The sequence below is a fragment of the Peribacillus sp. FW305-BF15 genome (genome assembly GCF_058783805.1).
In genome coordinates, this window is the sequence record NZ_JBYSYV010000015.1 from 59314 (window position 1) to 72056 (window position 12743).

The following is a 12743-nucleotide window of genomic DNA, read 5'->3' on the forward strand; positions in this document are numbered from 1 at the left end:
GCGGAAAGGGAGTGAATTTCTGGAATCAACTGGTACGTTTATTAATTAGTATACAGTCTGAACGCTTGGAGATTATTCCAAGCGTTTTTTTAATATTCATGCATTCGGAATGATCCTTCAAAGTGAAATGCATAGGGGGTTTCAGACTGCACTGTGAGAGAATGAAACCGAGGAAAAAAACAGCCGACGAAAGGAATATTGCCCGGCTTGTCTTAAATGTCCCTTCCTTACATATAAATGTAGGGAGGAGGGGAGAGTATGCTGTCAAGATGGTCAGGGAGTTTTCAGATTGCAGCGGTTTATGTAGGCACAGTCGTCGGTGCAGGATTTGCAACTGGAAAAGAGATTGTCGAGTTTTTTACCCGTTATGGTTTTTATGGCTTTATCGGGATTTTAATAGCAGGTTATATTTTCATATTCACCGGGACGAAAATCATGCTCATTTCCGCAAGGATCAGAGCATCTTCTTATGAGGAGTTCAATCAATTTCTTTTTGGGAAGAAAATAGCACGAATCATCAACTTCTTTTTCCTAATCATGCTGTTAGGGGTGACGGCTGTCATGATTTCGGGTTCTGGAGCCGTTTTTGAAGAACAACTTGGCGTGCCTAAAAGTATAGGAAGTTGGTCTACGATCATCCTGGCATCCTTGGTCCTGATGATGGGCATGCGCGGTGTTTTCACTGTGAACTCGTTTGTTGTACCAATCATGATCTGCTTTAGCGTGATTCTTTTTTTCTCGACTCTAGGTAATGGGGATTTCTTTAAGACCCTTACTAAAGTTCCGGATGAAGTGATCACCGTGAAAATGATTTTGTCCCCCTTTGCCTACACAGCCTTTAATCTTGCTTTGGCACAGGCTGTGCTGGTTCCGGTTGCGTATGAAGTTCGAGATGAGAAGGTCATTAAGCATGGAGCAATTCTTGGAGGGATATTCCTGACCATCATTTTATTGACGGGGCATTTTTCACTTATGACACTTCCTGACGTGAATCGTTATGAAATCCCTTCAGCAGTTATTATGAGAACTGCGGCCGGTCAGTTGTATTGGATGTTCATTTTGGTGATATACGGAGAGATATTCACATCGGTCATCGGAAACATATATGGCTTACAGAGGCAAATCAGCAGTTATATTAAATTGCCAAGCATGCTGATCATAGCGGTGATCTTTTTAATAGCTTTAGTCATTAGTGAATTCGGATATGGAAGGTTACTAGGATATATTTATCCGGTTTTTGGATACATAAGCCTCCTTTTTTTAGTGCTGGTCTGGAAGAGCAAGGCAGGCAAGGAGTAATGGAGAACGGGGGGCCTGCCCTTAAGCCCTCCGTACCATGGGGAAATCAATGGTCACCCTTTCATCAGCGTCTTAGCCATCTCTAGAAAAGCATCCCGGTAATCTTTATCTTTTTTCGTGAACATCGTTAAGCGGACGGGGGCTTTTTCATCCTTGAGCAAAATGGAAGTGATGACATCATCCCCACTTTCCACTTCAAATCCTGTGCCGCTCTCGATATCGAGTGAAGGATCCCTAATCGTTTCTGAAATGCTTTTCAGCTGGTCTTGAACATTTTCTTCCACCTCATCCCAACTGACATCGGCCTTCAACAATTCGATTCTCATATAAATGGAGTCATCTTCAATCAGGAACACAATATCTTTTCCAGGTTCTTCGGCACTTAACCTGAATTGTTGCAAAACATAGAGGCTGAACGGTTGATTATCGCTTTTTTTTAGGAATGCTGTTTTTTCTTTTGCTTCCCCGTTCATTGTATACTGCAGGTTTTGCTCCATCAGTCTTATTTTATTACGATTGCCTCTTTGAGAAGTGTTGCCTCCGTTCTCCTCTTTTATTGAATCTTCCTGTGGCTCATCTGCATTTTCGTCTGTGGCCGTACCGCAGCCAGTCAGCAGAAAAGCGGCGAATGTGACACAGCCAATATAACGTGTCCAACAAGTCATGTGTTTCCCTCCTCTTTCTGATAGAAATTTCAAACTGGATATTCCTGCATCACATACAGGTGCTTTTCCCTTTAATGAATTAGACGGCATGAAATGGAAATGGTTACAAAAAGCGGGGGAATCGAATGGGGCGATTGCTAAAAAGTGAAAAACGGAATGGTCATCTAGTAACCATCCCGTTTGATAAATTGAATTATCCTATGATTTTATAATTTTTATGGTTTACGACTGTTTTTTGTTCAAGCTCCAAATCACGATAATTTTCCATATACGTGACGTCCACGATTACTGAGTTCTCGTTCACTTTCTCGACGATTCCTTTTAAGCCTTCTCTAAATTCAATGATATTTCCAACTTCCGCTTTCTTCATGGTAATCATCCTTTCCCATTTTGTTTCCAATGATCAAAAAGTAACAATGGAGTAATTGGATTATTCGAACATCTTGCCGTTTAGATTTTGACGTGGGAAGTGCTAGTAAGAGAATTAGTTATCTCTTATGTCGGTACAGTAAGCTAAACTTTTAAAAGGAGGTACGATTCTTGTAATGGAGCGTTGTAAAGATGTGGCATAATTTGGTATATCTTGCAAACGCAGTTATGCGTACCAGTATGTAATTATATGTACAAAAAATGCCAAACATTTTACATTATGATATTTTAATATACAGTTTGCACTATTTTAAAGCATTCGTAAAGAATAATGTAGTAAGTGGGCAACAAAAAATTACGATTTATATGAAGTGGCAAGTTTATGTTAAAATGAAAGTGGAATTTCTCCTGTCTGAAAATGATGGAACATTCGATAATTAAGGAGGATAATATATGAATGCAGAGGAAGCAAAAGAAGTACTCGATAAATTGGCAAATCGGGAAATGGAAGAGTTCCGGATAACAAAAGAAGAATTTTTAGCTTTTCGTGAGGTTCTTGTTAAAAGGGATGACTTTAAACATTTTCGGGGGAATGCTCAACATAACGGTGTGATAATTTATACGTATTTAGAAGAAGCGAGAAGTTGATGGATGTATAGTTTGGGGTGGCTCATGATTGAGCCACCCCAAATTATTTATAATGGAAAAATCAATTGTTTCCTTAATTTATTTAAGGCGGACTTTCTCCATGATTTGACGGCTGCAGCAGTAACTTGATATATCTCAGCTATTTCAGTCACGGTTTTATTTTCAAGGTATGTCTGTAAAAGCCAGCGTTGCTGATTCAGTGTCAATCCTTCCGTATAGGTTAATATATTTTCGATGGCAAAGGCCTCTTCATGCATTGAAAAAGGATCTTTAATCATCTCTAATAGGAAGGAATCAAAGGGTTCGGTACGGATTTCATATTTATGATGATGCTTTAATTCGTTCAGAATTTTGCCTTTGATTACCGTATAGGCATAGTTGGAGAATTGTCCGTATTCCTCATTGTAATTCCCTAATGACTCCCATAAAGCGATCAAGCCTACTTGAAAATATTCTTCCTTATTTTTATAGATGGAAAGTGAGCGGATAATATGATGGATCATCGGGGTGAATTCTTCCGTTAGCGCTGAGAAATCTTTCATTAAGCAAGTCACCTTTAGAAAGTGCACTTTCCTGTATTCCCGGGTGCTTCTACCATAAATAAATCGATCGGATAAAGCCAAATGGCATAACCGAAAAATGGCGGTAATAACAAGTGGGTTTTAAAGGAGCTAAGAGAACCTTTTTGATGAGAAAAGGATAATTAAGGAAATATTGAGTATGTGGGACCAAATGAAAAAACACATCCTAAGATTGGATGTGCCGAAACATCATGTTCCGTTTGTCGACAAGGGTAGTTTGGAATGGCCTCATTTAAAACAAGGATATATTTTATAGTTCAACTTTGATTTCCACTTCACCGTCTGTGAGCCTCCTCGGCACGCCTGCGGGGGTCCCCCTCAGACCGCTTTTCCTGCAGGAGTCTCGAACACCCATTCCAATCAACTTTGTTTTAAAACATAAAAATCCTTTTGTCCACAGTTTTTTTTGAGGTGATATAAAATTTAGATTTCCACTTCAGGCACTCGCTTTCCGCGGGTGTTCCGGGTGCCCCTCTGCGCTCTTTAAGCCTGTGGGGTCTCCCTTAGACGCGCTTTTCCGTACCTTCCATTCCAATCAACTTTGTGATATTTAAAAAAACAGCTGGCTCGTCTTATTCCGAACCCTATATAAGACTAGTATATCCTTCATGTTTTTTTCCTGTAATAATTAATGCATGGAGAAATTTGCTACACTCCAGCCGAATAACTGGCTGGCCGAGACCCCGCAGACGCTTACGTCGAGGAGGCTTGGCAGACAGCCGGCGGAAGGGGAGCGGATTTTTGAAATCAACTCGATCTTTTTTTAATAAAACCAATGTATTTGTTAACTTTGCGATTTTCTGAATCCAGCATCCTGTGCGTCTTTTTCAGTACAAAACATTTCTTCTGGTTTAGTTATTTCGTAATATTGGCCCGAAGGAATGTGATAAATTTTATTGCCTTTGGAATTTATATTCCCTTTAATTTGCGGGTTATTGCAAGACCCAGTTGGCTTTTCCACGGATGCTTCTTTTGACTTCGAATCATCGAACCCTTTTGAAGTTGCATAGTTTTCAATTGACCAAATACCGATTTCGTCTTGTTGGGCTTGTTTTTGAATATTTTCCAATTCATCAAGGTATTTCGTGTTCGGTGCATAAACATAGGCTACCCTCGCCAGTCCTTTTTCCAGCAGGAGTTTATTCACCATTTTACCATCTACATAAAAATAGGCCAGCAGCCGGCCGTATTTATCTCTTTCACCTATGCCGGTTTCTACTTCCACTTTAGAGCCCGAAGGCATGAGTTCCTTGGCGAACTTGCTTGCTTCAGGTCCAAAAGGCTGAACGGGCTTGGATGGATGCACGGTTTCTGGAGTATCTATCAACAGGAGCCTGACCGTTTCTTGATTTCCATTAGTCATTTTGATTTTTACTGTATCTCCGTCAATAACTTTGATGATCTCGGCTGTGAATGTCTTGCCTTTCTCTTCATTTGAAGAATCCGCACTGGAACGGGTGTCTTCGTTGGAAAGTGAATCTTCCTGTTTGGATTGATTGATCACGTTATCTGAAGCTGCCTGGCAGCCAGACAACGTGATCAGGCAAAGTGCAGTAAGGAGAAAAACATTCAGGTAAGAATGTAAAAAGGAATTTCCGTTCATGATAAGTCCCTCCATTTATTAAGGTGTTTTCCACGTCCGTCATGGATATATTCGGCAGGAATAATACTAACCTATAAAAATGCGAAAGAAAATGAAAATCTTTACATGCATCGCTACCCCATATCAGGATAGTTTCTTATAATGATATCGTGGAGTAAGGGAGGCAGGCGGGTAAAATGATATTCAGGCTAGAAAATATTAAATATAAAGGGATTTTGAATATTGATGATTTGGAAATACCGGCGTGTATGGTTACTTGTTTGACTGGGGAAAGCGGTTCAGGAAAAACCTCACTGCTGCGATTATTGAACAGGATGGATGACCCGGATAGCGGTTCGATTTATTATCAGGATCAGTTGCTGGATGAATTCAACCCGATAGAGCTCCGGCGTAAAGTCACAATGCTTTCTCAGGCACCATTCACTTTACCGGGTACGATTGAAGAAAATCTTCAGATTGGCCTGGAATTGACGGAACGGGAAAAAAAGGATAAAGAAGAATTGGTTAAAGCACTTGAAACGGTCCAGTTACAGAAGTCCTTAGACGAGGGTGCGGAATATCTTTCTGGCGGGGAGAAACAGAGACTGGCACTGGCGAGGTTACTTTTATTGAACCCCGACGTGTATTTATTGGATGAGCCGACTTCAGCTCTTGATGAGGAAGCCGAGCTGACGGTCATGGGGCGTTTTTTAGAAGGAGTGAAGCGGGAAAAAGGAACGGTCATCATGATAACCCATTCAAAACAGCTGGCGGACATGTGTGCTGAACATAGGATCGTTCTGAAAAAGGCGAAGGAGAGTGACTATTAATGGAGTCGAATGGGATAATAGATATTGAGTTCTGGCGTCTTTGTGCGGCCTACGTGTTTGTAGTGATTCTGCTCATAATCGTGAAGTGGCGCGGGATTACACGGGAAAAGCAAATCATGCTCGCCACGGTGCGGATGACTGTCCAACTCATTCTCGCAGGATATGTTTTGACATATATCTTTGAAAATCCCCACCCATTACTTTCTTTAGGATTTTTATGTGCGATGGCCCTATTTTCCATCCATAATATTTTTAAGCAAGTGTCCCATACTCTTAATAAGAAAATCAAAAGGATCGTTATCTTAAGTATGTTGTCAGGTCCAATGGCTGCCTTGTTTTATTTTAATGTGGTCGTGATTCATTTCACGCCATGGTATGAGCCGAGGTACTTCATTCCAATTGCAGGGATGATCGTGGGGAATGCCATGACCGGAGTGACATTGGCGCTTAAGAACCTCCATGAAGGGATAAGCGGTAATCGTGAAAGGGTAGAAGCGATGTTGATGCTTGGAGCGACTCCAGCGAGGGCTGTGAAGAAATATGTGGATGCTGCATTCGACTCGGCTGTGCTCCCGACTTTGAACAATATGCTCGGGATGGGGATTATCTTCCTTCCAGGAATGATGACAGGGCAAATCATTTCGGGGATAAGCCCGCTAATTGCTATTGAGTACCAGATTGCGATTCTGATTGGAATTCTCGGAAGTGTTTCATTAACGGTGGTCCTTTTTATTATGCTGAGTTTCAGGGCTTTTTTTACCAAAAATGCACAGCTTTCCATTTAATCATTGAAGAATCTGAAAAGTAATAGTTGCAGTTCCATCTATATTTTTGTACTATTTTGTAGGTACCAATAGTTTTGGTTTGTTTGTTGGGAATGATAATGCTATCCTGATAAGGAAAAGGGCATTTCTTTTTTCATTTGGATAGAGAAAACCCCTTACATAACCTATTTTTGTTAATTTATCTTAAAGGAGATTGATCTATATGGTAGAAAAAACATTTACAGTAACTGCAGAAACAGGAATTCACGCGCGTCCGGCAACATTGCTAGTACAAGCTGCAGGAAAATTTGATTCAGAAATAAACCTTGCATATAAAGAGAAAAAAGTGAACCTTAAGTCCATTATGGGTGTAATGTCCCTAGGTATCGGCAAAGGTGCGGAAATTACGATTTCTGCTGAAGGAAGCGATGAAAATGATGCACTGAACACACTTGCTGAAACGTTGAACAGAGAAGGATTAGCAGAATAATGTCCACTTTGATTAGTGGAATAGCTGCTTCAAACGGTATAGCCATCGCTAAAGCCTATCGACTGACTGAGCCAGATTTATCGATTGTAAAAAGAAGCATAGAAGATGTCGGGGCTGAAATATCCCGTTTTAAGGAAGCTATTCAAAAGTCAATAAATGAATTGGAAATAATCAGGGATAAAGCCGAAAAGGATCTAGGGGCCGATAAAGCCGCAATCTTTGACGCGCACCTGCTTGTTTTGGCTGATCCGGAACTTATCACTCCAATTCAGGATAAAATACAATCAGAAAACGTCAACGCAGAGTTTTCTTTAAATGAAACCGCAAGCATGTTCATTACGATGTTTGAACAAATGGATAATGAATACATGAAGGAACGAGCAGCGGATATCCGTGACGTCACGAAACGGGTGCTGTCACATCTTTTAGGTGTTCATATTCCTAATCCGAGCATGATTGCTGAAGAAGTGATCATCATTGCGGAGGATTTGACTCCATCCGATACAGCACAGTTGAATCCGGCATATGTTAAAGGATTCACGACCGATATCGGTGGACGTACATCCCATTCAGCCATAATGGCCCGTTCATTGGAAATTCCAGCAGTCGTTGGAGCGAAGTCAGTGACCACTACCATTGAAAATGGTGACTTGGTGATAATTGACGGGTTAAAGGGAGAAGTCCACATCAATCCCACTCCTGAACTCGTGAAACGCTACGAAGAGGAGCAGGAAGCCTATGCCAGGCAAAAAGCTGAGTGGGCGAAACTTGTTCATGAAAAAACCGTTACGAATGATGGCCACCATGTGGAATTGGCAGCCAATATTGGCACGCCGAAAGATCTGGAGGGCGTACATCAAAATGGCGGTGAAGGCATCGGGTTATATCGTACGGAATTTCTTTATATGGGCAGAAATGACTTTCCAAGTGAAGAAGAACAGTTCGAGGCATACAAAGCTGTGCTGGAAGGAATGTCAGGGAAGCCTGTAGTCGTCAGAACGCTTGATATAGGCGGAGACAAGGAGTTGCCTTATTTAGAGCTTCCTAAGGAAATGAACCCTTTCCTTGGCTACCGTGCGATTCGCCTTTGCTTAAATGAGCAGGAGATTTTCCGGACCCAGCTGCGTGCCCTGCTTCGTGCAAGCATTTACGGGGATTTGAAGATCATGTTCCCGATGATTGCAACACTGGCTGAATTCCGCGAAGCTAAAGCCGTCTTGGCTGAAGTCAGGCAGGAATTGCTTGATAATGGTATTCAAGTTGCCGAAAAGATTGAAGTCGGAATCATGGTTGAAATCCCTTCAACTGCAGTGATGGCGGATATATTTGCTAAGGAAGTCGATTTCTTCAGCATAGGCACTAATGACTTGATTCAGTATACGATGGCCGCTGACCGAATGAATGAGAGAGTATCTTATTTATATCAACCATACAATCCAGCGATTTTACGCTTGGTTAAAATGGTCATAGATGCAGCTCATAAAGAAGGGAAATGGGCCGGAATGTGCGGGGAAATGGCTGGAGATGAAGTGGCCATCCCGATTTTAATCGGATTGGGCCTTGATGAATTCTCTATGAGTGCCACTTCGATTTTAAAAGCACGTTCTTTAATTAGCCAACTTTCGCTTGAAGAGATGAAAAAATTATCTCAGGGAGTTCTGGGGCTGGACACGAATGATAATGTGAAAGAAGCGGTTGTTAACGCTTTGAAGAAATAATTAAAATCAGGAAAACAGCACCCCATCCATTAGAACCTTCGGATGGGGTGCTGTCCTGTAATTCTTGTTTACTTTAAAGAAAAAATGTTTATTGCACCAAAAAAGGGGTAAATAAAAAGCAAGCACAGTTGTTTAGCTCTTTTAGGGCAGCTGACATTCTCATTTCCCCCTTTGAAGCCGGTTGGTTATCCAGCCGGCTATTTTTTTTGCAAATAAAAAATCACAAGAATGATTATTCAGATTTTTCACTTTACGGTTATAACGATATAATGGAATTATATTTTTAAGAAGATGGAGGTTAGATATAATATGGAATTACATTTGGAAAAGAAAAATGCCTTGATTTTAGCTTCAAGTCAAGGTTTGGGGATGGCTATGGCAGCCGAATTGGTTAAAGAAGGAGCAAATGTCATGCTAGCCAGCCGTGATGGGGAAAAGCTAGCCGCCGTACAAAAGGAATTATCACAGCTTGGGACGGGTAAAGTTTCTTATAAGGTAACGGATATAACAAAAGCTGAAGATATTAAAAGCCTGGTTGCGCAAACCGCTGAAGAATTCGGCGGTATCGATATTCTTATTAATAATGCCGGAGGTCCTCCAGGAGGTTCTTTTTCAGATTTCAATGATGAAGAATGGCAACAATCTTTTGAACTTAATTTACTAAGCTTCATAAGGACGATTCGTGAGAGCTTGCCACATTTAAAAAAACAAGGCGGGAAAATCGTTAATATTGCTTCTTCATCCATTAAGGAACCGATTCCAGGACTGATATTATCGAATACATTCCGGACGGCAATCGTTGGTTTGTCGAAGACGTTAGCTTCAGAATTAGCACCAGACAGGATTTTGATCAATACAGTCGGTCCAGGAAGAATCGCAACGGATCGTGTTCAGCACCTTGATAAGATGAATGCAGAGAAACAAGGCGTCACTCCTGAGGAGATGACTGAACTATCCATTAATAAAATCCCTCTTGGGCGTTATGGGGAACCCGAGGAATTTGCAAAGTTCGTTACTTTCCTTGTTTCAGGTGCTAATACATATATAACGGGGCAGTCCTATTTAGTTGACGGAGGTATGATAAAGTCCATTTAAGTTCTGTTTTAAACAAAATGATTGGGAGGAATCTGCATTGATGCAATCGAACAAAGTGATCGGCTTCATTGGTTTAGGAGTTATGGGAAAAAGCATGGCCGCACATCTGCTTAAGGCGGGGTTTGAGGTATTTGTTTATACAAGGACGAAAGATAAGTCAAGTGAACTGCTCTCACAGGGAGCGAAGTGGGCAGCTGCTCCAAAGGAAATTGCGCAAAAAGCTAATGTGATCATTTCCATGGTGGGATACCCTAGTGATGTGGAGGAAATCTATCTTGGGGAAAATGGGCTTATCGAGAACGGGAAACAAGGAACCTATTTAATCGATATGACGACCTCGACTCCAACTTTGGCAGTGAAGATAGCAGAGGAAGCGAAGAAAAGGGGCATGGAATCCTTGGATGCACCGGTTTCCGGAGGAGATATCGGTGCTCGTGATGCAAAGCTCACGATCATGGTCGGCGGGTCTAGTGAGGCATTTGAAGCGGTCCGGCCCATTTTTGAAATCCTTGGCAGCAATGTTGTCCATCAAGGCCCCGCTGGTTCAGGACAGCATACGAAAATGTGCAATCAAATCGCCATTGCATCCAATATGATCGGAGTGACTGAAGCGATTTCCTATGCCAAAAAGGCGGGGTTGGATCCGGACCGGGTATTAAGAAGCATATCATCGGGGTCTGCCGGGAGCTGGTCATTGTCCAATCTCGTACCGCGGATGGTTGAAGGGGATTTTGAACCTGGTTTTTATATCAAGCATTTTATCAAGGATATGAAGATTGCACTCGATGAAGCGGAAAGAATGGGAATGGACGCTCCTGGATTAAGCCTGAGCAAATCCCTGTATGAGGGGCTGGCAGAAGCTGGCGAAGAAAATAGCGGTACACAGGCATTATATAAACATTATAATTAAGTGCTAGCATTTCTTTATCATGAATAAGCTGATAGCGACAGCCTTTACAAAAAGGAGTGAAAGCTATGGGCGAATTCGATGATATCAATATAAAATTCCAGGAATTAGAAGATGGTCGATATATTGTAAGAATTGAAGGTTTTAAACGAGAAAAAACCATTCATCAAACAAAGCCCATTCGTTGGGATCTGAAATTAATGAATGAAAGTCCGCTAATCTTGCCGGTGAAATTCAGTCATATCGAAACGAATGCCGGTTTTCAGATACTGATGCGCGAATTGAAGAGCTTAGGCTTTTCAAAGCCGCGCTCCGCAAAGGAATTTGAAGAAGTGATGGCTGATTTACTTGGGTCCATCGTTGAAGTGAGCCTTACCACGACAAATAAGGAAGAAGGATATCGGGAAATTCGTTTTTTACGAAGATTGTATTAGTTGGCGGCAAGGTGAAAAGCCTTAGGTAGCCTGACATCCTTGAAAATTGGAAAGTGGCCTTCAATTGAAGGCCACTATTTTTTGCGATTACTTTTTAGCTAAAAAAGCTTCAATACGGTCCAAGGCCTTTTCCAGGGTCTCCATGGAATAGGCATAAGATATCCTGAAGTACCCTTCGCCAAGGGGAGAGAAGGCATCTCCAGGGACCACTGCCACTTTTTCCTGTTGAACAAGCTTAAGGCAAAAGTCAAGGGAAGAGTCATAGCCTTCAGGCAGCTTTATAAAGAAGTAAAAGGCACCATTTGGTTTGACTATTTCCAGTTTCATCGCTTGTAAGCGACTGTACACGTATTCCCGTCTCCGTGCATACTCAGTCTTCATGGGGATTGCATCATTTCTGCCTGCCGTCAATGCTTCCAAGGCAGCTCTCTGCGATATGGATGCGGCACATGTCACATTGTATTGGTGAACCTTCAGGAGATGCTGAGAGATGGCTGCAGGCGCAAACAGAAGGCCAATCCTCCACCCGGTCATGGAATGGGACTTGGACAATCCGTTCAAGACGATGGTTTGTTCTTTTAAGAAAGTGGCAATCGAAACATGCTCCTGATCGAATACCAGCTCACTGTATATCTCATCAGCCAATATGAAGATGTCCTTGCCCCTAACAAGTTCGGCAATGTCCAATAATTCTTCGGCAGTTAATGTAACCCCGGTCGGATTCGATGGATAGGGCAGAACGATGCACCGAGTGTTTTCAGTTATGTACTTTTCAAGTATATCTGCCGTCAAACGAAATCCATTTTTTGTTGTATCGGCATAAACAGGTGTTGCGCCGCACATCTTAATGATGGGTTCGTATCCCGGATATACCGGACCAGGTAATATTACTTCGTTCCCTGGGATGAGGATCGTCCGAAAGGCAATGTCTATGCCTTCGCTGGCACCAGAGGTCACGATCACTTCATTCGCGGGATCATACTCAAGATTGTATTTATCTTTTACATAATTTGAAGCGGCTTCCCTTAATTCCAGATAGCCGGCATTGTGAGTATAAACGGTATAGTCATTATTGATGGCTTGTTTTGCCGCTTCTTTAATATGCGTTGGAGTTGGAAAGTCAGGCTGTCCTATCGTTAAGGAAATGGTGCCTTCGATATCAGCGACCATATTGTAGAATTTGCGGATTCCTGATATTTGTACGTCTTTTACTAGAGGGTTTATTAAATGTTCCATCTATGAATATCCTCCCTTATCTACCTACATGAATTTATGTACTATGTTTGACTCATTCATCCTATTTTATCATTTAGTTTGGAGGGGGAGAAAACTTTTTGAGATTAATGAAATAAAGGTATAAT

13 protein-coding genes and 1 pseudogene are annotated in these 12743 nt (G+C 41.7%); 9 read left to right on the forward strand and 5 right to left on the reverse strand.

What is annotated here, in order from left to right; translation table 11 throughout:
* Positions 1 to 258 precede the first annotated feature (258 nt).
* Positions 259 to 1299 (forward strand): YkvI family membrane protein, encoded by a 1041-nt coding sequence (locus AC3WLU_RS16810; RefSeq protein ID WP_413002067.1) that lies wholly within the window; start codon positions 259 to 261, stop codon positions 1297 to 1299.
* 53 nt (positions 1300 to 1352) lie between these two features.
* Here AC3WLU_RS16810 and AC3WLU_RS16815 read toward each other — a convergent pair whose 3' ends face one another.
* Together AC3WLU_RS16815 and AC3WLU_RS16820 are read right to left on the reverse strand one after the other, a co-directional pair.
* Positions 1353 to 1964 (reverse strand): DUF8580 domain-containing lipoprotein, encoded by a 612-nt coding sequence (locus AC3WLU_RS16815; RefSeq protein ID WP_057279002.1) that lies wholly within the window; start codon positions 1962 to 1964, stop codon positions 1353 to 1355.
* A gap of 193 nt (positions 1965 to 2157) precedes the next feature.
* A complete protein-coding gene (locus AC3WLU_RS16820; protein WP_064505160.1) occupies positions 2158 to 2334 on the reverse strand; it encodes a YkvS family protein in 177 nt (58 codons plus the stop codon).
* 452 nt (positions 2335 to 2786) lie between these two features.
* On the opposite strand from AC3WLU_RS16820, the gene ykzS reads away from it, so the two are divergent.
* The gene (ykzS, locus tag AC3WLU_RS16825; protein ID WP_095389998.1) at positions 2787 to 2981 is read left to right on the forward strand and encodes a protein YkzS; all 195 of its coding nucleotides are present in this window, start codon (positions 2787 to 2789) and stop codon (positions 2979 to 2981) included.
* A gap of 47 nt (positions 2982 to 3028) precedes the next feature.
* Here ykzS and AC3WLU_RS16830 read toward each other — a convergent pair whose 3' ends face one another.
* Both AC3WLU_RS16830 and AC3WLU_RS16835 read right to left on the reverse strand, forming a co-directional pair.
* Positions 3029 to 3523: a sigma-70 family RNA polymerase sigma factor gene (locus AC3WLU_RS16830; protein ID WP_098865222.1), complete on the reverse strand. Its 495-nt coding sequence runs from the start codon at positions 3521 to 3523 to the stop codon at positions 3029 to 3031.
* An 823-nt stretch (positions 3524 to 4346) separates the two neighbouring features.
* Entirely contained in the window at positions 4347 to 5165 is an 819-nt protein-coding gene (locus AC3WLU_RS16835) for a thermonuclease family protein (protein ID WP_057279004.1), read from the reverse strand.
* A gap of 179 nt (positions 5166 to 5344) precedes the next feature.
* Between AC3WLU_RS16835 and AC3WLU_RS16840 the strand changes: the two genes are divergently transcribed.
* The 7 genes and pseudogenes from AC3WLU_RS16840 (at position 5345) to AC3WLU_RS16870 (ending at position 11382) form a co-directional block, all read left to right on the forward strand.
* Positions 5345 to 5974, forward strand: coding sequence for an ABC transporter ATP-binding protein (locus tag AC3WLU_RS16840; protein WP_098936706.1), 630 nt, complete (start codon positions 5345 to 5347; stop codon positions 5972 to 5974).
* Positions 5974 to 6759, forward strand: a complete 786-nt coding sequence (locus AC3WLU_RS16845) for an ABC transporter permease (protein ID WP_057279005.1) — start codon at positions 5974 to 5976, stop codon at positions 6757 to 6759. Before AC3WLU_RS16840 ends, AC3WLU_RS16845 begins: the two co-directional genes overlap by 1 nt.
* 202 nt (positions 6760 to 6961) lie before the next feature.
* Positions 6962 to 7228 carry a phosphocarrier protein HPr gene (locus AC3WLU_RS16850; RefSeq protein WP_034314127.1) on the forward strand — a complete coding sequence of 89 codons (267 nt, stop codon included), beginning with the start codon at positions 6962 to 6964 and terminating at the stop codon, positions 7226 to 7228.
* The gene (gene ptsP / locus AC3WLU_RS16855; protein ID WP_492597606.1) at positions 7228 to 8946 is read left to right on the forward strand and encodes a phosphoenolpyruvate--protein phosphotransferase; all 1719 of its coding nucleotides are present in this window, start codon (positions 7228 to 7230) and stop codon (positions 8944 to 8946) included. Before AC3WLU_RS16850 ends, ptsP begins: the two co-directional genes overlap by 1 nt.
* Positions 8947 to 9255: 309 nt before the next feature.
* Positions 9256 to 10041, forward strand: coding sequence for an SDR family oxidoreductase (locus tag AC3WLU_RS16860; protein WP_492597607.1), 786 nt, complete (start codon positions 9256 to 9258; stop codon positions 10039 to 10041).
* Between the two features lie 22 nt (positions 10042 to 10063).
* A pseudogene (locus AC3WLU_RS16865) lies at positions 10064 to 10951 on the forward strand (NAD(P)-dependent oxidoreductase); the annotation flags it as partial.
* Between the two features lie 65 nt (positions 10952 to 11016).
* Positions 11017 to 11382, forward strand: a complete 366-nt coding sequence (locus tag AC3WLU_RS16870; protein ID WP_249597867.1) for a hypothetical protein — start codon at positions 11017 to 11019, stop codon at positions 11380 to 11382.
* Between the two features lie 87 nt (positions 11383 to 11469).
* Here the strand turns inward: AC3WLU_RS16870 and AC3WLU_RS16875 are convergent, their stop codons facing one another.
* Positions 11470 to 12618 carry an aminotransferase A gene (locus tag AC3WLU_RS16875; RefSeq protein WP_413000584.1) on the reverse strand — a complete coding sequence of 383 codons (1149 nt, stop codon included), beginning with the start codon at positions 12616 to 12618 and terminating at the stop codon, positions 11470 to 11472.
* Positions 12619 to 12743: the final 125 nt, after the last annotated feature.